General features: G+C 68.4%; 19 protein-coding genes. 8 read left to right on the top strand and 11 right to left on the bottom strand.

The window, feature by feature from the left end; genetic code table 11:
• Window positions 1-40 precede the first annotated feature (40 nt).
• From ABS642_RS14985 to ABS642_RS14975, 3 genes are read left to right on the top strand one after another with little or no spacing between them, the layout of a single operon-like run.
• Window positions 41-1,102: a LacI family DNA-binding transcriptional regulator gene (locus tag ABS642_RS14985; protein ID WP_350350712.1), complete on the top strand. Its 1,062-nt coding sequence runs from the start codon at window positions 41-43 to the stop codon at window positions 1,100-1,102.
• The gene (locus ABS642_RS14980; RefSeq protein ID WP_350350711.1) at window positions 1,095-2,024 is read left to right on the top strand and encodes a carbohydrate kinase; all 930 of its coding nucleotides are present in this window, start codon (window positions 1,095-1,097) and stop codon (window positions 2,022-2,024) included. Before ABS642_RS14985 ends, ABS642_RS14980 begins: the two co-directional genes overlap by 8 nt.
• Complete coding sequence (locus ABS642_RS14975; protein ID WP_350350710.1) at window positions 2,024-3,355, top strand: NosD domain-containing protein; 1,332 nt, start codon at window positions 2,024-2,026, stop codon at window positions 3,353-3,355. The genes ABS642_RS14980 and ABS642_RS14975 overlap by 1 nt, the downstream gene beginning before the upstream one ends.
• A 35-nt stretch (window positions 3,356-3,390) precedes the next feature.
• Here the strand turns inward: ABS642_RS14975 and ABS642_RS14970 are convergent, their stop codons facing one another.
• The gene (locus ABS642_RS14970; RefSeq protein ID WP_350350709.1) at window positions 3,391-5,832 is read right to left on the bottom strand and encodes an ATP-grasp domain-containing protein; all 2,442 of its coding nucleotides are present in this window, start codon (window positions 5,830-5,832) and stop codon (window positions 3,391-3,393) included.
• A gap of 237 nt (window positions 5,833-6,069) precedes the next feature.
• On the opposite strand from ABS642_RS14970, the gene ABS642_RS14965 reads away from it, so the two are divergent.
• Both ABS642_RS14965 and ABS642_RS14960 read left to right on the top strand, forming a co-directional pair.
• A complete protein-coding gene (locus ABS642_RS14965) occupies window positions 6,070-7,536 on the top strand; it encodes an amino acid permease (RefSeq protein WP_350350708.1) in 1,467 nt (488 codons plus the stop codon).
• 24 nt (window positions 7,537-7,560) lie between these two features.
• The gene (locus ABS642_RS14960; protein ID WP_350350707.1) at window positions 7,561-8,430 is read left to right on the top strand and encodes an aminoglycoside phosphotransferase family protein; all 870 of its coding nucleotides are present in this window, start codon (window positions 7,561-7,563) and stop codon (window positions 8,428-8,430) included.
• Window positions 8,431-8,470: 40 nt separating this feature from the next.
• Here the strand turns inward: ABS642_RS14960 and dnaB are convergent, their stop codons facing one another.
• Window positions 8,471-9,742, bottom strand: coding sequence for a replicative DNA helicase (dnaB, locus tag ABS642_RS14955; protein ID WP_350353446.1), 1,272 nt, complete (start codon window positions 9,740-9,742; stop codon window positions 8,471-8,473).
• Between the two features lie 622 nt (window positions 9,743-10,364).
• Here dnaB and ABS642_RS14950 point away from each other — a divergent pair.
• Both ABS642_RS14950 and ABS642_RS14945 read left to right on the top strand, forming a co-directional pair.
• Entirely contained in the window at window positions 10,365-11,351 is a 987-nt protein-coding gene (locus ABS642_RS14950; RefSeq protein WP_350350706.1) for a hypothetical protein, read from the top strand.
• A gap of 104 nt (window positions 11,352-11,455) precedes the next feature.
• Window positions 11,456-12,985, top strand: a complete 1,530-nt coding sequence (locus tag ABS642_RS14945; RefSeq protein ID WP_350350705.1) for a hypothetical protein — start codon at window positions 11,456-11,458, stop codon at window positions 12,983-12,985.
• 317 nt (window positions 12,986-13,302) lie between these two features.
• On the opposite strand, the gene rplI is transcribed toward ABS642_RS14945, so the two are convergent.
• From rplI to ABS642_RS14910, 7 genes are all read right to left on the bottom strand, one after another.
• The gene (gene rplI / locus ABS642_RS14940; protein ID WP_282215373.1) at window positions 13,303-13,755 is read right to left on the bottom strand and encodes a 50S ribosomal protein L9; all 453 of its coding nucleotides are present in this window, start codon (window positions 13,753-13,755) and stop codon (window positions 13,303-13,305) included.
• A gap of 11 nt (window positions 13,756-13,766) precedes the next feature.
• Window positions 13,767-14,021, bottom strand: a complete 255-nt coding sequence (rpsR, locus tag ABS642_RS14935) for a 30S ribosomal protein S18 (RefSeq protein WP_017829850.1) — start codon at window positions 14,019-14,021, stop codon at window positions 13,767-13,769.
• Between the two features lie 79 nt (window positions 14,022-14,100).
• The gene (locus tag ABS642_RS14930; protein ID WP_282215372.1) at window positions 14,101-14,622 is read right to left on the bottom strand and encodes a single-stranded DNA-binding protein; all 522 of its coding nucleotides are present in this window, start codon (window positions 14,620-14,622) and stop codon (window positions 14,101-14,103) included.
• 5 nt (window positions 14,623-14,627) lie between these two features.
• A complete protein-coding gene (gene rpsF / locus ABS642_RS14925) occupies window positions 14,628-14,996 on the bottom strand; it encodes a 30S ribosomal protein S6 (RefSeq protein ID WP_042541520.1) in 369 nt (122 codons plus the stop codon).
• A gap of 156 nt (window positions 14,997-15,152) precedes the next feature.
• Window positions 15,153-16,181 carry an iron chelate uptake ABC transporter family permease subunit gene (locus ABS642_RS14920; protein ID WP_350350704.1) on the bottom strand — a complete coding sequence of 343 codons (1,029 nt, stop codon included), beginning with the start codon at window positions 16,179-16,181 and terminating at the stop codon, window positions 15,153-15,155.
• Window positions 16,178-17,209 carry an iron chelate uptake ABC transporter family permease subunit gene (locus tag ABS642_RS14915; RefSeq protein ID WP_350350703.1) on the bottom strand — a complete coding sequence of 344 codons (1,032 nt, stop codon included), beginning with the start codon at window positions 17,207-17,209 and terminating at the stop codon, window positions 16,178-16,180. The genes ABS642_RS14920 and ABS642_RS14915 overlap by 4 nt, the downstream gene beginning before the upstream one ends.
• Window positions 17,206-18,249, bottom strand: coding sequence for an iron-siderophore ABC transporter substrate-binding protein (locus tag ABS642_RS14910; protein ID WP_350350702.1), 1,044 nt, complete (start codon window positions 18,247-18,249; stop codon window positions 17,206-17,208). Before ABS642_RS14910 ends, ABS642_RS14915 begins: the two co-directional genes overlap by 4 nt.
• 185 nt (window positions 18,250-18,434) lie before the next feature.
• Here ABS642_RS14910 and ABS642_RS14905 point away from each other — a divergent pair, with 185 nt between their 5' ends.
• The gene (locus tag ABS642_RS14905; RefSeq protein WP_350350701.1) at window positions 18,435-19,139 is read left to right on the top strand and encodes a hypothetical protein; all 705 of its coding nucleotides are present in this window, start codon (window positions 18,435-18,437) and stop codon (window positions 19,137-19,139) included.
• 121 nt (window positions 19,140-19,260) lie between these two features.
• On the opposite strand, the gene ABS642_RS14900 is transcribed toward ABS642_RS14905, so the two are convergent.
• Window positions 19,261-20,385, bottom strand: coding sequence for a hypothetical protein (locus ABS642_RS14900; protein WP_350350700.1), 1,125 nt, complete (start codon window positions 20,383-20,385; stop codon window positions 19,261-19,263).
• On the bottom strand, window positions 20,369-20,962 hold the full coding sequence (locus ABS642_RS14895) for an RNA polymerase sigma factor (protein ID WP_282215366.1): 594 nt from the start codon (window positions 20,960-20,962) through the stop codon (window positions 20,369-20,371). The genes ABS642_RS14900 and ABS642_RS14895 overlap by 17 nt, the downstream gene beginning before the upstream one ends.
• Window positions 20,963-20,986: the final 24 nt, after the last annotated feature.

Below are 20,986 nucleotides of genomic sequence, written 5' to 3'. Positions count from 1 at the left end.
TCGCTCACCCACTAGAAATGAACGGACGAAAGGCGAGACGGTGGCACGCAAGACAGTCGGCATACGAGACGTCGCACGCGAGGCAGGGGTCTCCGTGACGACGGTCTCGCACATCCTCAACGACGTCGAGTCCGCACGCGCCAGCGAAGAGACGCGCGAACGGGTGCGCACGACCGCGAAGCGACTGGGCTACGGCGCGAATCGCATTGCTCGCAGCCTCCGCCGCCAGCAGTCCGAGATGATCGGGCTGCTCAGCGAGGAGATCGCCACGACGCCGCACGCCGGTCGCATCATCCTCGGAGCGCAGCAGGCCGCTCGTGAACGGGGCCTCACCCTGGTGCTCATCAACACCACGCGCGACGACGTGGACATACAGCGCGACACCGACGCGCTGCTGCGTCAACAGGTCGACGGGGTCCTCTACGCCACCATGTACCACCGCGAGATCGCACTGCCGGCTTCGCTGCAGGCGATTCCGACGGTCCTGATCGACTCCGCATCGGTGGGTGGCCGGGTCCCCTCGGTCGTCCCCGACGAAGAGGGCGGCGCCTACGTCGCGGTCGACGAGCTCATCCAGCACGGGCATCGGCGGATCGGCTTCCTCACGAACGCCGATGACGTGCCGGCGACGCGCGGTCGCCTCGCCGGGTACCGTCGCGCACTGGCCGATGTCGGGGTGGAGTTCGACGAGGCGCTCGTGATCGCCGAACCCTCGGAGACCCCGGGCGGATACAAGGCCGCGATCGAGGTGCTGAGTCGACCGGACCGGCCGACCGCGCTGTTCTGCTACAACGACCGCATGGCCATGGGCGCGTATCGGGCCGCAGCGGAGCTGGGACTGCGCATCCCGACCGATCTCTCCATCGTCGGCTTCGACAACCAGGAACTGATCGCCGAGGGTCTCTTCCCGGCGCTGACGACGGTCGCGCTGCCGCATTTCGAGATGGGCAGGTGGGCGCTCGACGCCCTCGCCGGCGTGATGGAGGGGGACGTCGACCTGGATTCGGGTGTGACCTACCCACCCGCGGTTCTCGCCTGTCCGCTCGTGCGCCGTCAGTCCGTGGCGGCTCCGAGCGTCGAACAGGCGGGCTCCGATGAGTGAGGTGCTCGTCGTCGGCGAGGCACTGGTCGACGTGGTCTCGTCCGCGACCGGAGGGCAGGCGCATCCCGGAGGAAGCCCCCTCAACGTCGCCATCGGCTTGGCGCGATTGGGAACGCCCGTGACCCTGGCGACTCGTCTCGGCACCGATTCATACGGACGGATGCTCGCGAGCCACCTGGCGGACGCCGGTGTGCGGCTCACCTCCGGCTCCATCGATCCTTCGACGCGCACGTCCTCGGCGACCGCGACAATCCAGGCGGACGGGTCCGCGCACTACGACTTCGACATCACGTGGGACATCGCCGACATTCCGTCGCGCGGATTCGACCTGGTGCACGCGGGATCCATCGGGGCGCTGCTGAAGCCCGGCGGGGACACCGTCGCGGAATTCTTCGAAGTCGCCGACGGCGACATGCTCCGCTCGTTCGACCCCAACATCCGACCGTCCGTCGTGGGATCACGCGCCAGCATCCTCCCCCTCGTCGAGCGATTCGCGCGCGCCAGCACGATCGTGAAGATGAGCGACGAGGATGCCGAGTGGCTCCACCCCGAACTCGCTGCGTCAGAGGTCACGGCTCACTACGCGCGGCGAGGAGCCTCGATCGTCGTCATCACCCGCGGCGCCGAGGGCAGCATCCTGCGCTGCGGGGAGGAGAATGCGCTCATCCCCAGTCCCGTCGTCGACGTCGCGGACACGATCGGCGCAGGCGACTCCTACATGGCAGGTCTCCTCCACTTCATCGCTGCGGAGATCGGCGTCGTTGGGCTGCGCACTCGAGGAGTCTCTCTCTTCGAAGCCATCGACGCGTGCCGTTTCGCGGCAGCCTGCGCAGCGGTGACCGTCGGTCGGTCCGGCGCCGACCTGCCGCATCTGAACGACGTGACCATCACCGCCGGAATCCGAGATGAGAGCACGAACTGATGACGAGCCCGAACGCCTACGACGTGACGACCTGGCCGGTGGGCGACGCCACCGAGGACGTCGGGGCGGTGATCAACAGCATCATCGCGGACATCAAGCGCCGTCAAACCGGCGATCAGGGTGCGAAGCCCGGCGCGGTGATCACCTTGCCGCCCGGTGACTACCCCCTTCGGACCCAGGTGATCATCGATGTCAGCTTCCTGCGGATCGAGGGGGCCGGCCACGGGTTCACCTCGTCCAGCATCCGGTTCAATGTTCCGGAAGCGGACTGGCCGGATCTGCATGAGCTGTGGCCCGGAGGAAGCCGAATCCTCGTCGATCTGCCGATCGTCGAGGGCGCCGATGAGTCCGCCGGCGCCGCCTTCCTCGTCGAGCGCAGCGGAGATCCGCGGATCAGCTCGGTCGAGTTCTCGAACTTCTGCATCGATGGCCTGCATTTCGTCTCCGACGGCTCTGACCTGCACGCGGAGAACACCTACGTCAACGGCAAGACCGGCATCCACGTCGCGAGCGCGAACGACTCCTTCCGCGTCAACGGCATGGGATTCGTCTATCTCGAGCACGCGCTCACCGTCTGCAACGCCGACGCGCTCTCTCTCCACGACAACTTCATCGCCGAGTGCGGAAGCTGCATCGAGCTCCGCGGGTGGGGCCAGGCTTCGAAGATCACCGACAACCTGATCGGAGCGGGGCCCTGGGGTCACTCGATCTACGCCGAGAATCACGGGGGACTCCTGATCACGGCGAACAACGTCTTCCCGCGCGGGGCGAGCAGCATCCATTTCACGGGCGTCACCCGGTCGAGCATCACCGGCAACCGTCTGCACTCGTTCTACCCGGGCATGGTCGTTCTCGATGAAGGAAGCTCGGAGAACCTGGTGTCATCGAATCACCTGCTCCGTGATCTCGAACCCTGGACGCCTTTTCTGGACGTCGACAACGGGCAGGATGATCTCTTCGGAGTGGTCCGCGTCAACGGGAGCAACAACTCGGTCATCGGCAACCACATCTCTCATGTGGTCGATGCGCAGCGCATCCGCCCGTCGGATGCCGTGCCGGTGATCGTGCGACTGGTGGAGGGGGCCGGCAACCTCGTGTCCACGAACCATGTGGTCGCGATCGACATGCGCGCGAAGTCGAGCGGCTCGGCCTACGCTGCGCAGGTCGACGCCCTGTTGACCACCGAGGCCACGGACGCGCTCCCCGTCACGACCGTGCTGGTCGATCCGGCATCCACGAGGAACACGGTGCTCGATTCCGGGCGCGAGACGGAGGTCATCCTCGACCGGGCGGTCAACGCCTTCCGGGCGACACCGGCCGTCGGATCCTGACGCCGCCCGCACACCCACACCGATCGATGAGGCCGTCAGAGCCCTTCGCGACGCACCATCGGGACGGCGACCGCCCGCACCACTGTCTCCAGCAGACGCCATCCTGCTCGGTGCCGCCACGGGAGGTGGTGCGTGTACACCGCGGTGTACTCGAATTCCGGCTCAGCCCCTCGGTTGCGCTTGAACGCGGCCACCCCGCTCGAGTTGTGCAGCTGGACCCCGTTCTCGTTGGCGGTGCGGGCCACGAGATAGCTGAGCATCCGATAGAGGCCGAGCTCCTGCGGGAGCCGCGTGTCGTAGCCGAGAACAGGAGCGGCGAGGAAGCCGTTCGCCACGCGGAACCCGAAGACGCCGTCGATGCGAGCGTCACCCTCGTGTTCGAGCAGGACGAACTCCAGGAGCCCGCTCTGCTGCGCGACGCCGATGAACGCGGCGGTGTAGCGAGGGTTGAGCCGCGAGTACTTGTCGACGTACAGCTGCGTGTATAGCTGGGCGATCCGCTCGCGCATGACGAGGGGCGACATGCCGGTGACGGGGTCGAGCGGTGCGGGCCGCGCCCGATAGGCCGAGCCTTCGTACACGGCGCGATCGCGCACGGTGTCGCGCACCCGCGCCCATCCGGTGCCGCGCGTCTCGGTGAACAGGACGCTGCGCGCGGGAATGAGCCGATAGCCGCACCGGCGCAACGTCTCGGGGAGCAGGTTGCCGCGCCCGTGCACGCTGCGCCAGCCGATGGCGAGATGCGGATGCGACCGCTGCAGCGCTTCGGTGAGCCCGGCCACCTCTACCTCGTCGAGCTGCGGATGCAGATTGGTGGAGATCAGGGAGTTGCCCACGAACGCGACGTCGTCGATATGCGACACGGCGAACGCCATCCCGAGGACGTGCAGCAGACCCCGAGCCGCGAGGCGGGCCACCCGGGAACGCAGCTCCCCCACCTCCTCGCGGGCGTAGTGCAGGTAGTGCGTCACGGGGGACACGACGTAGCTCTGCGGATCAGTCTCTTCACTCCGCACGCCCGGGCGCGGAGTACGGGATGAGGGCGTGGTCAACGGCAGTCGCTCGCCGCCGACCGCCACGACCGACAAGGTGACGTCGACGTTGGATGCGACCTCGCGGGTACCGCCCGCACGGGCGACGGCGGCCGCGAACGCATCGGCCCCGCTGTGCTGTACCGCTCGGGAGGGCAACCGGACCGGCTCCCCGTTCCACTCGATGTCATGCGTGGAGGCGGCGAGAATCGACACGCGAGCGGCCCGCGCGGTGCGAAGCTGCACCAGAACGGATCGCGCGAGTGTCCCCAACGCCACGCGGTCGCCGGGTTCCCGGAGCACATCAGGCGCCCGCAACTGACGAACGAAGCGACCGGCGTCACTCACCGACCGCATGCCCCCCGGCCCGTACAGGAGATGCGGCACTCCGAGGCGCACCACCGTGCGGGATGCCGTAACGAGCTCGAGGGCCTCGCCCGAGCCGTCGGTGTCGGCGGAGAGAGCCGGCGCGAACGCATCGGCGAGCCGATCGCCAGGAGCGAAGAGGTGGATGCCGCTGGTCGCTCGAGGATTGCATTCGAGGATGGTGAGCCCCGAGTCGGTCTCCATCAGATCGAGGCCGAACTGACCGGAGAAGCTCAGGCCGGCCGCGAGGCTCGCGGCCAGAGATCGTGCGGCGACATGGACCCGGTCGCTCTCCTCGATGCGTTCGAACGCCACCCCGGCTCCGCGAGCGGCCCGCCAGACGGGCGCGTAGAGGACGAAAGCCGTGAGCCGTCCTGCGACCGCGACCGCGTAGGTGCACAGCTCCCGACCGGCCACCCGCTCCTGGATGATCCAGGGCTGATCAGCCGTGATCCGACCCACGTCGGGAAGCGGCTCCCCCGCGGGCACCATCATGGTGCGGCTGCCGAAGCGCGACAGCGCCGGCTTCACGACCCTCGCCCCCGAAAGCCACCCGGCGCGGGCCACGCGTCGGCGTCGCCACTCGATCGCCGACGAGACGACCTCTGTGCGCGGGTGCGGCAAGCCGAGTTCGTCGAGCAGTGCGACGAATCGTCCCTTGTGATGCAGGCGCGCGAGCAGATCCGTCTCCGAGGCGAACAGCCGGTCGCGGAGCAGGGCGAGATCGCTCTTCACATGGCGATCGTCATTCGCCTGTCCTGGCGCGTCCGCGACATCGTCCGCCGTGAGCACGGCGCTGAGCCAGAAGGTCTCCTCGCAGGTGGGGACGATGAGATCGGCCCGATGGCGTCGCGCGATACCGGCGATCGCCCGCGCGAACTCCACCGGACGGAACCGCGCGGACGGCACCCGATAGGCGCGCTGCACTGCCCGCGAATTCGCCGTCAGGTTGGGTTCGCTGTCAGCGACGACCACACGCCAGTCGGCCTCGGCGAAGCGCCGTGCGAGGTCGAGAGTCGCCGGGGCACGGGCGCCGGTGAGCACCACCGTGCGCGACCGGATCACGCCCGCGAGAACCACGCCGTGCACATTCGCTCCCTCTCGGTCCCTCCCGCCCTGCTGCCGTCAGACGACTCTACGACGCCTCAGCCCCGAGCTTCGCGGCGATCCCGCTCGCTGAGTACACCGGCATCGCGCTGCCGTGAGCCTGAACAGTAGCGTTCAGCATCAGTCACCTTTCGCGAGGCGTCTCCAGGTACATACTGGGCTGACCGTCACAGGGCAGTGATGGTCGCGGCACCAACTGAGGAGCATCTGATGAGTGCAAAAGATCCATCCCAGTCCATCATGCGGCGCAAGCCCATCGACGACATCGAGGCCGAGAGCAAGAACAGCGGGCTCTTCAAGTCGCTGGGTCTGTGGCAGCTCACGGCGATCGGCGTCGGCGGCATCATCGGCGTCGGCATCTTCTCCCTCGCCGGGTTGGTGGCGGCAGGCAGCCAAGGGACCCCCGGAGCGGGACCCGCCGTGCTCATCTCCTTCCTGATCGCCGGGCTCGCGTCGGCGGCTGCCGCCCTCTCCTACGCCGAGTTCGCCGGCATGATCCCCAGGGCAGGGTCCGCATACACGTACGGCTACGTCGCCCTTGGCGAGGTCATCGGCTGGTTCATCGGGTGGGACTTGCTGCTCGAATACATCGCCATCGTTGCCGTCGTCGCTATCGGCATCTCCGGCTACTTCGACGCCTTCCTTTCCGGGGTGGGCATCCACATGCCGACGTGGATGACCTCCACGGCCGACGAGGGCAAGGGCGGAATCGTCAACATTCCCGCCATCGCTGTCTGCCTGCTCGTGACGTGGATCCTCGCCCGCGGAACCAAGGCCTTCGGGCGCTTCGAGCTCGTCGCAGTCGCGATCAAAGTGCTCCTGATCCTGTTCATCATCGGCCTGGGCGTCTTCTACATCGATGCGAACAACTACAACCCGTTCATGCCCAGCGGCTTCGGTCCCGTGCTCGCCGGCGCCGCGACCGTGTTCTTCGCAGTGTTCGGCTACGACGCCATGAGCACCGCCGCTGAGGAGGCGAAGGACGGCAAGAAGCACATGCCGAAGGCCATCATCCTCTCGCTGATCATCGCGATGCTCCTCTACGTCGCCGCCACGCTCGTGCTGACGGGCATGCAGAACTGGAAGGAGATCGACCCCACAGCCGGGTTCGCATCCGCGTTCACGAGCGTCGGGCTGCCCGTGATCGCCACCATCATCTCCGTCTTCGCCGTCCTGTCCATCCTCACCGTGATGCTCACCTTCCTCCTCGGCGTCACCCGCGTGTGGTTCTCGATGAGTCGCGATGGGCTCCTCCCGGGGTGGTTCGCCAAGACCGACCGAAACGGCACCCCACAGCGCGTCACCTGGATCGCCGGCGTCGCCTCGGCGCTCCTCGCGGGCGTCTTCCCGATCAAGGCAGTCGCGGACCTCACCAACATCGGCATCCTCGCCGCGTTCGTCGTGGTCTGCTTGTCGGTCATCATCTTCCGATACAAGCGCCCGGATGCTCCCCGCACCTTCCGGCTCCCGCTCATGCCACTGGTTCCCGCGTTCGGAATGCTCGCCTCCGGCTTCCTGATGCTCCAGCTCCACTGGGAGACCTGGCTCCGCTTCGGCGGCTGGCTCATCATCGGCCTCATCATCTACTTCGTCTACGGCCGCAGGCACTCCCTGATGAACCCGAACAGTCCACGACACGCTGAGAAGCCGGCAGCGAAGGCACCGGGCAGCGAATAGCGCGTGCTGAAGCGGGGAGGAAAGATGGTCGATATCGACGAGGCCCTGGTGGCCCAGCTCATATCGGAGCAGTTTCCGCACTGGAGCACACTGCGCATTCGCGCGGTTCCGCAACAGGGGTGGGACAACCGGACGTTTCGCCTGGGAGATGATCTTTCCGTGCGGCTGCCCAGTGGCGAAGCCTATGCCGCTGCTGTCGAGAAGGAGAAGCGCGCGCTCGAGTTCCTCGATGGGAAGCTGCCGGTTCTCGTCCCCGGCGTCGTGGCCGTCGGAGTGCCGAGCCGGGACTACCCGCTTCCGTGGTCCGTGCGTCGATGGCTGCCCGGTGACACGCTGGACGAGAATTCGCTGATCGACCGGGTCTCCTTGGCCGTCGATCTGGGAACCGTGTTGCGCACACTGAGATCCCTCCCGACAGGGGAGGGCACCGCAGCGGGACGACATTCCTTCTACCGCGGCTGTCACCCGAGCGTGTACGGCAATCAGGTGCAGATCGCCCTCGAACGTCTGGGAGACGACGTCGATGCGGAGCGGTGCCGAGAGATCTGGCTCGCCGCGACGACGTCTGCCTGGGAGTCCGAGCCTGTCTGGTTCCACGGAGACGTCGCCACCGGCAACCTCCTCACAGAGGAAGGGCGACTCTCGGCAGTCATCGATCTCGGCACCTGCGGGATCGGCGATCCCGCCTGTGATCTCGTCATCGCGTGGACCTTCTTCGACGGCGAGGCGCGTGCGGCGTTTCACGAGTCGGTCGGCCTCGATGATGCGACCTGGCAACGCGCGCGAGGATGGGCCCTCTGGAAAGCACTTGCAACCATGTCGGACCAGTCCAGCCCGGATCCCGGGAGAACTCAGCAGCGCGTGCTCGCGGAAGTCCTCTCCACGGCGCTCTAGGTCGCCGCCGACTCTGTCGTGTTGACCCGGAACCTACAACTCAGTTGAAGTCGCCACCCGGGGCCATGTCCTTGAAGCGCGAGTAGTGACCCTGGAACGCGACCGTGATCGTGGCGGTCGGGCCGTTACGGTGCTTGGCGACGATGAGGTCGGCCTCGCCCGGACGCACGTCCTTGTCGTAGACGGAATCGCGGTGGAGCAGGATGACCATGTCGGCATCCTGCTCGATCGAGCCGGACTCACGCAGGTCACTGATCGCGGGCTTCTTGTCCTGCCGCTGCTCGGGACCACGGTTCAGTTGCGACAGGGCGATGACGGGGACCTGCAGCTCCTTGGCGATGAGCTTGAGGCTTCGCGAGAACTCGGAGACCTCCTGCTGACGCGACTCGACGCGCTTGCCCGATGTCATGAGCTGCAGATAGTCGATGATGACCATGCGCAGACCCTCGCGCTGCTTGAGCCGACGGCACTTGGCACGGATCTCGACGAGCGTCATGTTGGGGCTGTCGTCGATGTAGAGGGGCGCGTCGTTGATGCGACCACGGGTCGCGGCGACGGTGGTCCAGTCGCGCGGATCGAGCGTTCCCTTGCGCATGTTCTGCAGCGGGATCCCGCCCTCGGCGCTGAGCAGACGCATCGCGATCTCGCTCTTGCCCATCTCGAGCGAGAAGAAGATCGACGGGAAGTCATGACCGATGGATGCCGCGCGGGCGAAGTCGAGGGCGAGCGTCGACTTACCCATCGCGGGTCTGGCCGCGACGACGATCATCTGGCCACCGTGGAGGCCGTTGGTGAGCTCGTCGAGCTCTTTGAACCCGGTCGGGATGCCGGTCATCGAGCCGTCGCGGCCGTTCGCGGCCTCGATCTCCTCGATCGCCGCGTCGACGGCTGTGGTCAACGGCACGTAGTCCTCGGCCGTCTCCGTGCCGGTGACCGAGTAGATCTCGGCCTGGGCGTTGTTGACGATGTCGGTCGCGTCGCCCTCACCGGCGTACCCGAGCTGCACGATGCGCGTGCCCGCGTCGACCAGGCGACGCAGGATGGCCCGCTCGTTGACGATGCCCGCGTAGTACCCGGCGTTCGCCGCGGTCGGGACGATCGAGGTGAGGGTGTGCAGGTAGTCGGCGCCGCCGGCCCTGCCGAGCTCGCCCGTCTTGATGAGCTCGTCGGTGACCGCGACCACATCCGTCGGTTCGCCGTGCGAGTACAGCGACAGGATCGCCTCGAAGATCAACTCGTGCTTCGGGATGTAGAAGTCGGCGCCCTTGAGGGTCTCGATCACGTCGGCGACGGCGTCTTTCGACAGCAGCATGCCGCCCAGCGCGCTCTGCTCGGCGAGGAGGTCATGGGGAGGCGTGCGCTCGGGCGGGCGCTGCCCTCCCAGGCGCTCCTCTGAGATGTCCGCGATCGACACGCTTTTCCCTTCGATGCGACGTTTCCGAATGCGCCGCCCCGAGGGGCGGAGCCGTGTCCGTCCGGCCGTTCCGGCCGCTGTGCACAGCGAATCAGGAGCCCCCGACATTCGGTCGCTCGACCACGCTACGAGCGGCGTGAATCGGGTGCAACACAGCCTGTGGATAACTCTGTGGAGAGTTTGCGGACAAAGCCGGAGTGTCTGTGTAGAACGGTTGTGGATAACCCGGTGGACGGTCTTTCATATTGGTTTTCTTAATCGCGCTGACCTGGGCTTTCTCGATTCCCCAGCCTGTGGATGGGAACCGGATTCAATGCGTGATTGAAGGTTTTCCCGTCATGGGACGACATGTGTAGAACCTGGGGAAAGTCAAGCTGAGATTCTGCCGGGCGCGTCATCGCGCGATGAGCTTCCGGACCTGCGCGAAATAGCCCTGGACAACGGCTGTAAGCGCGAGTATCGTCAGCCCATCGAGCACGTTCGTGCCGATGGTGCGTTGCCTTCAGAGGGGGAGGTTGACGTGAACGTTCGGGCCACCCGACGCGGCATCCCCACCGCCGTCAAATGGGGCGGTCTCGTCGCGCTCGCCTGGGCGACACTGACGGTCGTCGCCGGCGGAGGCTCCGCGCACGCCGACGAGTCGGACGGACCCCTCGACGGGCTCACCTCGATCGTGAGCGAGACGGTCTCCGCCGTCACGACACCGGTCGTCTCCGACGTCGTCGCACCCGTCGTGACGCAGGTGGTCGCCCCGGCCGTCACGGCCGTGATCGCGCCCGTGCAGCAGGAGGCGCCCGTCGTGGTCGACACTGTCGCCACCGCCGTCACGCAGGTTCCGATCGTCGGAGCCGTCGCCGCGCCGATCGTCCAGGCGGTGGCCCAGACCGCCGAGGGCGTGGTCGCGCCGGTGACCGACGCTCTCACGCACTCCCCCGTCGCACAGATCGCCGACCCGATCCTGGATGCCGTCACCGGTCTCCCGATCCTCGGAGACCTCGTCGACGATCTCGGTGCCGCCGACCTGGTCCGCGGCCTCATCGGAGTGGTCGACGGCGCGACCGGCGTGATCGGCGAGGCGGGCGGGGAGACGCTGCCGCCGATCCTGGAACCTCTCGACCCGACAGCATCGGTGCCGCCCGCACCCGGCACACCCGGCACGAGTTCTGCTGCGCAGCTCGCCTCGGCGACGGCATCCGCACTCTACCTCCAAGCCACGACCCCCGCGCTCGCCTCCGCTTCGCCCGTAGTCCCCGCTACCATCCCCAGGGGCACTGTGAGCGAGCGCGGGGCGTCGGACGCGCCCTCCGGGCCGTCCTCCGGCGCCCCGCCAGGGGGTCCTGGCACGCCTTCTTCCTTCGCCGGTTCCGGTGGAGGTTCTCACAGCGCCCACGCTCGCGTCAGCGACGTCGGCGCGTCCCCGCTCCGTGCCTGGGAGCGGGCTGCCGGTGCATCCGACGACGCCCTGCCGACGTCGCCGGTCTTCGCCACCGACGTCTCTCCTGACTGACTGACGGTCGCGCCGCCCTCACCCCGAGGACGGCAGATGCTGTGCTGCGCGCGCACTTCGCCCGCACCCATCCAGACTCCCCCAGTCCAGTCAGGAGAATCATCATGCGTACTTATCTGAAGCGGGCCCTGTGGGGCACGCTGATCGCCGGGGGCATCACGCTCTTCGGCGCGACGGTCGCCAACGCGGCCGAGACATCCGGAGACGACAGCCTTCTCTCCGGCACCCAGGCGGTGGCCACGGTCACCGCGCCGATCACGATCGTCGACAACGCGATCTCGGTGCTCGGCACCTCGACCGCCGAGGCACCCGCTCCGGCACCCGTCGCCGAGACCCCGCCTCCAGCCCCTGCCCCCGCGCCGGTGGCGGAGACGAGCGGCGACTCGGGCGCGGCATCCGGCTCCCAGGCCGTGGTGACCGTCACCGTACCCGTCACCGTGACGGACAACGCGGTGAGCCTTCTCGGCACCTCCTCGACCAGCACCCCGGCTCCGGCATCCCAGGACGAGGCTCCCCAGGCCTCGCCTCCCGCCGCCGGGGTGCCGTCCGTGACGACCAGCGGCATCGACGGCGTGCTCTCGGGTACGCAGGCGCTGCTGCAGGTCGACGCGCCGATCACCGTCTCGGGCAACGCCGTCTCGGTCCTCGGTGAAAGCGATGCGGAGTCGCAGGGAGCCGCAGCACCGGCCCCTGCCGCCGCCTCGCCGGTCTCCGCGGAGACGGACGGAACGGATGCCGTGGGCAGCGGCACCCAGGTCGTGGCCCCGGTGACGGCACCGATCACGGTCGACGGCAACGCCGTGTCCGTGCTCGGCACCAGTTCGGCATCCGGCTCCCCGGCCGGCGCACCCGCGCCGGACTCCGCACCCGGAACGCCGGCGACGACGTCGGGAGACGATTCGATCCTCGGCGGCACCCAGGTGGTGGCACCCGTCACGGCACCGGTCTCCGTGCTCGGCAACGCGATCTCGGTCCTCGGCACCAGCACGGTGACCGGCGGAACGGGCGCAGCACCGGCACCGGCATCCGGCGGTGACGTGTCGACCGGCGGGGATGACTCGCTCGCCGGCGGCAGCCAGGTCGTGGCGCCCGTCACGGCACCGGTCTCCGTGCTCGGCAACGCGATCTCGGTCCTCGGCACCAGCACGGTGACCGGCGGAACGGGCGCAGCACCGGCACCGGCGGTTCCTGCCGTCGGCGGGATCGACACGTCGGGGTTGGGAGGACTCCTCGGCGGCAGCCAGGTCGTGCTCCCGGTGAGCATCCCGATCACGGTCGGCGGCAACGCCATCGCGGTGCTCGGCGAGAGCACCGTCACCGGGCCCGGGACGAACCCCGGGACGAACCCCGGAACGGATCCGGGAACGGACCCGGGGACTGATCCGGGAACCGACCCGGGAACGGATCCGGGAACAGACCCCGGCACCGGTCCCGGTACCGGTCCGGGCACCGATCCGGGCACGACTCCGGGAACCGGTTCGGCCTCCGGAGCGGCCGCTGCCGCTTCGGCATCCGGCGCAGCGGAGGGCCTCGCCATGACCGGCGGCGCCGCCGCCTCCGGTCTGGTCGCACTCGCCGCACTCCTGCTCCTTCTCGGAGGAGCAGGGCTGCTCCGCCGTCGCACGACGGCGTAGCCCAGACGCCGGCGGTGCGGCCGTCCTCGGGGAGGAGACCCGCACCGCCGGTGCGTCCCGCGTCGCGTGACGGGCGGATCTCGGTCCGACCGCGCGTGACGCGGACGCAAGGGGTGCCCCGTGGGTTCGCGCCCACGGGGCATCCTGCGCGCCCGCGTGCGCAGGCATTCGGCCAACCCCACGTTCTGCGGAGAATGCGGGCGTGATCGTCCGAAGAAGACGGAATGGTCCGAAAACGTGCGGCCCGGAGACGCCGAACGCCCCCTGTCCCGAAGGAAAGGGGGCGCACATCGACAGGCTCAGTGGCCCATCGGGAATTACTTGGCGGCGACGACCTGCAGCGTGATGACCGCGGTCACGTCGTCGTGCAGACGAACGGTGGCCTCGTGGTCACCCGTCGACTTGATCGGCGAGGTGATGTGCACCTTGCGCTTGTCGATCGCACCGATACCGGCAGCCGCGACAGCGTCGGCGACGTGCTCGGTCTTGACCGAACCGAAGAGGCGACCGGACGCGCCCGCCTTGACGGCGAGACGGACCTTGGTGCCCTCGAGAGCGTTCTTCAGTGCGACAGCGTCGTCACGATCGTGGATCGCGCGTGCCTGACGCGCGGCCTGGATCGAAGCGACCTGCTTTTCGCCACCGCGGGTCCACGCCGTAGCGAAGCCCTGCGGGATGAGGAAGTTGCGGGCGTACCCGTTCTTGACCTCGACGACGTCTCCCGCGCTACCCAGCCCGGCGACCTCGTTCGTGAGAATCAGCTTTGCCATCTCGATACCCCTTACCGGCCGGCGCCAGCGTAGGGCAGGAGCGCCATTTCGCGCGCGTTCTTGATCGCCGTGGCGATCAGACGCTGCTCCTGCACCGAGACACCGGTGATACGACGGGCGCGGATCTTGCCGCGCTCCGAGACGAACTTGCGGAGGGTGGCGACATCCTTGTAATCGATGACACCGACCCGGATGGACTTCGCGGGAGCGGTGGGCTTGCCACCCTTCCGCGGCTTGCGGCGGTCGCCGCTCGACTTTCCAGCCATTGGTTTTCCTTAATGATGAGCGGCCCTTCGACAAGCTCAGGGACCCAAGGGTCCCGGGCTCAGACCGCGGGAGTTGAGTTTAGAAGGGGGTGTCGTCGCCGAAGCTGCCCGGAGTGCTCCAGGCATCCGCGCTGGTCGACGAGCCGGGCGTGGACCACGGCTCCTCCGACACCTGCTGCTGCGCGGGACGGGACTGACCGCCGCCGGGACCACCGGCACCGCCGGCACCGCCGGTCGACGCCGCACGGGTGACCTGCGCGGTCGCGTACCGGAGCGAGGGGCCGATCTCGTCGACCTCCAGCTCGATCGCGGTGCGCTGGTTGCCCTCACGGTCCTGGTAGGAGCGCTGACGCAGACGGCCCTGCGCGATGACGCGCATGCCCTTCGTCAGCGAACCCGCCACGTGCTCGGCGAACTCGCGCCACACGGACGCGCGGAGGAACAGCGCATCGCCGTCCTTCCACTCGTTCGCGGCACGGTCGAAGTTCCGAGGCGTCGATGCGATGGTGAAGTTCGCCACCGGCAGCCCGTTCTGCGTGTAGCGCAGCTCGGGGTCGGCCGTGAGGTTTCCCACCACGGTGATGACGGTTTCGCCGGCCATGGCGCTTAGGCCTTCGCAGCCTTGGCGGCCTTGCGGGCAGCCTTCTCTTCGGTGCGCTTGGCCTCGAATGCGACCATCGCCTGAGCCTCTTCCGAACGGAGGACCTTGGTGCGCATGATCTGCTCGTTCAGCTTCAGCTGACGGTCGAGCTCCTGCGTGGCCTCGCTGGTAGCGGTGAAGTTGACGACGGCGTAGATGCCCTCGTTCTTCTTCTGGATCTCGTAGGCCAGACGGCGCTTACCCCAGATGTCGACCTTGTCGATCGAGCCACCATCGTTGGTGATGACCTTCAGGAACTTGTCGAGCGTAGGTGCGACCTGGCGCTCGTCGATCTCGGGGGTCAGAATGACCATGAGTTCGTACTGGTGCGTCACTTACCCACCTCCTTCGGACTAGAACGGCTTCCGCGTATCTCGCGGAAGCAGGAGGGTGTGTGAACGTGTCCGCCAGAAGGCAGACAACCTCGTCAGTCTAGCGGAGTTCCGCGCAGGCCGCGAACGCGGGTCACGGGGTGGGAGAACCGAGCGACCTCAGAAGCGCTGTCGGGCCGTGCGCACCACCAGGAAGATCAGATACACGCCGCCGAGAACGAGCGTGACGACGCCGACCGGGAGCGCATGTCCGGGGATGGCGTTCTGCCCGATGATGTCGGCCGCCGACAGCAGCACGGCACCCGTGAGCGAAGTGGCCACGAGATGGAGCGGACCGTTCTTCACGATGAGCTTCGCCAGGTGCGGTGCGGCGAGCGCGACGAAGGCGATGGGTCCGATCGCGGCCGTGACGACGGCGCAGAGACCGACGGCGATGGCGACCAGTCCCGCCTTCGTCAGGTTGATCCGTCCGCCGAGACTCGTGCCGATGTCATCGCCCAGCTCGATCAGCCAGAGGCCGCGTCGCGACAGGGCGAGGAGCACGATCAGCACCGAGACGATCACGATCGGGAGGAGCACCTGCTGCCATCCGACGCCGTTGAGCGATCCCGCACCCCAGATGGCGGCCGAGACAGCGACCTCGAGCCTGGCGCGCAGCAGCATCCAGGCGTTCACGGCGGCGAGCACCGCGCTCACTCCGATGCCGACGATGACGATGCGGTAGCCGAGGGCGCCTCTGCCGGCGACGAGGGCGGCGACCAGTGCCGCCGTCGCGAAGCCGCCGAGGATCGCGGCGATCGACACGGCGACGCCGGACGAGCCGCCGGTCGTCATGACGATCAGGGCGCCGGTGTAGGCGCCGGTGGTGAGCCCGATCACGTCGGGGCTGCCCAGCGGGTTGCGGGTGATCGTCTGGAACACCGTGCCCGACAGGGCGAGCGCGGCGCCGAAGAAGAGGGCGGCGAGGGCACGCGGCAGCCGCCAGTCGACGACGACCATGCGCACACCGCCCTGTGTCTCGAACAGCGCCTCGACGACGCGGATCGGCGAGATCAGGCGGTCCCCGATCGACAGGCTCGCGAGGAACGCGGCCAGCACGGCGACCACCAGGATCCCCATCGCCCAGCGCGCTCGGCGATCGAGCGGGCGACGCAGGCGACGGATGCCGGACCGCGGCGCGGCGCTCACAGCTGCACCGGATTCCGGCGGCGGCCGATCCAGATCAGGAACGGTGCGGCGACGAAGGCCATGACGATGCCCACCGGCACCTCCTGCGGCGCGATGACGATCCTGCCGACGACGTCGCCGAGCACCACGACGATGGCGCCGATCACGGCCGCGAGCGGCACGATCGCCTTCTGCGAGGAGCCGACGATCCCACGGGCGATGTGGGGTGCGGCGAGTCCGAGGAAGGCGACGGGGCCGGCCACGGCGGTCGCGGTTCCGGCCAGCAGTGTGACGGATGCCACCGCGCCGGTGCGCAGCGAGCCGATCCGCACCCCGAGCGCCGCGGCCGTGTCGTCGCCGAGGGCGAGCACGTCGAGGCTCCGCGTGATCGCGAAGGCGAGCACCAGGCCCACGGCGATCGTCGGACCGGCGACTGTGAGGATCGACAGGTCGCGCCCCGCGAGCGCACCCGATTCCCAGCTGCGCATCTGCAGGAAGGCGTGCGGGTTGAGGAGCACGAGCGCCGTGGTCAGGCCGCCGAGCACGGCCGCGAGGGCGACACCCGACAGCACGAGCGTCACCGGGCTGCCGCCGCCTGCGGATCCCAGCAGCACGACCCCGATCGTGGCGACGAGGGCTCCGGCGAGCGCTGCGGCCATGAGGGCCGGGAAGTCGTGGATCCCGAGGGCCGCGACCGCGACGGCCACCGCCACCGAGGCGCCGGCGTTGACGCCGAGGATGCCGGGATCGGCGAGCGCGTTGCGGGTGAGGCCCTGCATCACGGCGCCCGCTGCCCCGAGGGCGAGGCCGACGAGGAGGCCGAACACCGTGCGCGGGATGCGCGACTCGCGCACCACGAGCTGCAGGTCGCTGCCGTCGAAGCGCGCGATCGCGTCGATCACGGTGTCGATGCCGACGAGCTTCGTGCCGACGGTGAGGCCGATGCCGGCTGCCACGACGAGCGCGACGGCGGCGAGCACGACGACGAGCGCGATCCGCCCGGCGGATGACCGGGACGGATCGCGTCGTGTGCGTGCGAGGGAGGTCACTCCGCGGTGCGCGCGGGACCGTTCCCCGCGATGGCGTCTGCGAGCGCCGGGACGAGGGCGTCGATCACGTACGGGAGGCTCAGCGGCGAGGTGAAGTAGATCGCACCGGCCGTCACGCCGTCGGTGTAGACCACGGAACCGCGCTTCATCGCCTCGATGGCCGCGACGAAGGGCTCGCCCTCGAGAGCGGTGATGTCGTCGTCGGACTCGGTGCCCCAGATGAGTACGTCGGCCGCGTTCAGCACGTCGAGGTTCTCCACCGGGATGTACGCCTGGCCGCCGGACTCGTCCTCCGGCGCGTACGCGTCGATCTCCGAGGGGATCGAGAAGCCGAGGTCGGTGAGGAAGTCGGTGCTGAGCCCGTCCTGATAGGCGATCGCCGCGCCGTCGTAGATCGCGTTCTGCAGGAACACGACGGATGCGCCCGCGAACTCGGGGTGCGCTTCGGCGGCTTCGGCGAACTGCGCGTCGATGTCGTCGACGAGCTTCTGGGCGTCTTCCGTGCGGCCGACGGCCTTGCCGATCTGCAGCGTCTGCACGTCCCACGGCTCGAAGTACATCGAGTAGTCGCCCGAGTGGGCGATGGTCGGCGCGATGTCGGACAGACGGTCGAAGTCCTCCTCCGTCATCCCCGCGTTGGTGCCGATGATCAGGTCGGGGTCGAGCAGGGCGATCGCCTCGAAGTCGAGGCCGTCGCTGGTGCCGAGCACCTCGGGCTCGGAGTCGCCGCGGGCCTCGTCCGCCCACGGCCACGAAGCGAAGTCGTAGCCGCCGTACCACTCGGTGACGCCGACGGGCTCGATGCCCAGCGCCCAGAGCGTGTCCTGCTCCGTGTAGCCGACAGTGACGACCCGCTGCGGCTGCTCGGAGATCTCGGTCTCGCCGTAGGCGTGCTCGACCGTGACGGGGAATGCGCCGTCGTCGGCGGCGGGCGCTGCACCCTCGCCGTTCTCGGTGGCGGGCGCGCAGGCGGTGAGGGCCGCCGCGGCGACGGCCAGGGCGAGGAAGGCGGTGAGGGCCTTCGAGCGTGGGGAGGACATGGCGAACCTGTTCGTCGAAGTAAGGGTTGGCTAAGCTTATCGACCCGGCTCACCCTCTTGCATCCACATGACCGCCATGGGGAGCTGTGCCCGACCGCGGTGTGCGGGTCGGCTCGAAAAATTTGGCATGCTGGAAGCCGTGCCTCGATGACCGTCATCGGGGCATACGACCGAAGGGGGACGCCATGCGCGTCAACAAATTTGGGGTCGGCGTGATTCTCGCCGCCTCGGTCCTGCTCACCGGCTGCGCGGCCGGAGGCTCCGACAAGCCCGCCGACGCGAAGCCCAGCGCCGGCGCATCGCAGGAAGCCGAAGCCCCGGCCTCCGACTGCCCCGAGCTGAAGGAAGGCGCGACGATCGACGGCGCCACGCTCGGTGGATGCGTCAGCGTCGCGGCTGAGGACACGGCCGGATACGCCGCGTCGATGTCGATCATGGACATGACGACGACCACGCGGCACAGCCCGGCTGACGAAGCCGTCGAGCTCACGACCCCCATGGGATCGGTGATCAAGATCGGCGACGAGAGCTGGGTCAAGACGGCGACGAGCGAGTGGCAGGTCGCCGACCCGAACTCCACCGACCCGATCATCGCCGGCCTCAGCACCGGCGCCGCATCGGCTACGGCCATGGACCCCACCGCGATGGCCACGGCGCTGACGGGTGACTACACCGTCACCGGCACCGGCACGCGTCTCGGCCAGAAGGTCTTCCTGCTCAGCGGAACCATCGAGCAGGAGGGGATCGCCATGGAGACCGTCTACGAGGTCACCGCGGACTACGTTCCTCTCGCAATGACCAGCACGGCCGACATGAACGGTCAGCCCCTGGAGTCCGTCTTCGAGGTCACCGAGTGGGACGTCAAGCAGGACATCGTCGCACCGCTCTGATCCAGAGCTGAAGAACACGGCGGGCCGGGGCTGATGCCTCGGCCCGCCGTCGTCTCCGGGCACGCGATGGGGCAGCGCACCCGTGCCCGGCCCGTCGCGCGGACCGGACACGGCGCAGCCGTCAGCCTTCGCTGTTGATCGCCGGCGGGGCGTCGACGATCTCGTGCGTGAAGCGGCGGATGGTCGTCGGTGCGCCGTCCTCGACGAGCGGGCTCGTGCCGACCGGCGCGTCCTGGCCGGCGTCGTACGCCTCGGTCAGATGCTGAGAGACCTCCAGCAGCTGATCGGTCTCCGTGTCGAAGACGAGTCGACGCATCGCCCGATCGTCATCGAGGCGAACAGTGGTGACGGTTCCCTCGACCGACTCGATGTGCAGGCCGTCCGCGAGTGCGATCACGCCGAGGAGCACCGCGCGGTAGGCAGCCGAAGCGGTGGCGATGTCGCCGGTGACCAGGCTCTCGAAGACCACGGCGATGGCCTGATCCTTCGTCGTCCCGGCGGGGAACTCGGCCAGGACGTCGTCGAGGAACTCCTGCGGCTCGGTCGCGAACGCGCCCCAGTCGTCGATTCGAGAGTCGTCGGGATCGTCGATCGGCCGCGTCTCCTCAAGATCCTTGCTCCACAGACGCGCGTGCGCGACACCATCCATCTGGAACACCACCGGCGGGCGGGGAGATTCGATGACGTCATCCCAGTGCCCATAGGTCGAGCCGTAGTAGGAGTTCCACGCGTCCTCGACAGCCTGCACGTCGCCGTTCGCCTCGACCGGCTGGTACTCGCTCGTCTCCAGGATCGGCGGGACCTCGGCGTCGGATGAGAGGAACGTCGACGTGATCCACCTCGTCGTCAGAACACCGGTCGCGTCCTGCAGCACATAGGAGAAGGGTTCTGCCTCCGTCGGCCCGTGGAATCCCATGACCTGTTCGAACGTCTCGGTCGTCTTCAGGTACTTGCCGGCCGGTATCTCGGACGCCTGGAGCTGTGCGGCGGCACTCAGGACGATCGTCTCGGCAGCCGAGGCCGGCGGCGCGACGACAGCGCCGACGGTGAACGTGCCCGCCACGACCGCGGCCACCGCGGAGACGCCGACGACACCACCTGCCGTGCCGAATGCGATTCCGAGACCGCGGCGACGTCGCCGTCGCCCCTCGCCGGCCATCGCCCGATGAAGCGAGTTCCGCGCACCGACGATGCCGGCGGAGGGGTCTTCCACTCCGAGTTCGCGAACGCTATCCAAGATGTCCATATTCGACCTCCGATGACTGCAATGCGTTGGTTGATGTCTTGTGACCCGCGTTGGCCGGCGCGAGCAGCCGGCGAACGCGGTTCAAGCGTGACTTCACGGTTCCCACCGGCACACCGAGAGCCTGCGCCGTCTCCTCATAGCTCAGATCCCCCCACGCGAAGAGGAAGAGCGTGTCGCGGTCCTTCTTCGCCAGTGCCGCGACCCGAGGAGCCAGTTCCCGGAGCGACGCACTCGCGTCGAGACGATCCGACAGGCCGTCGGAGTCGTCGGGGAGCGCTCGCTCCGGTTGCTGCGCGAGCAGGCTTCGCAACTGCTTGGCTTCGCTCGCGCGGTGTCGGTGGATGACCCGGGTCGCGATGCCGAGCAGCCACGGGCGTGCGGAATCGACGCGGAGATCGAAGCTCGCGCGCCGGCGGAACGCCACGAGGAACGTCTCGCTCAACACGTCTTCCGCGACGTCCGCTCCGACCCGTCGAGAGGCGAAGCCCGCCACCGCGCGGGCGTGCCTCTCGAACAGCTCGCCGAACGCGGCCGCCTCGTGTCTCGATCGCCGGACGATCTCGCTATCAGTAGTCACGTTAGATATTCCTCGGCCCGCGCG

The sequence above is a fragment of the Microbacterium sp. A8/3-1 genome, from assembly GCF_040267695.1.
Classification (GTDB): domain Bacteria; phylum Actinomycetota; class Actinomycetes; order Actinomycetales; family Microbacteriaceae; genus Microbacterium; species Microbacterium luteolum.
The sequence above is the reverse complement of the archived record's forward strand: the minus strand, read 5'-3'. Positions and strand labels throughout refer to the sequence as shown.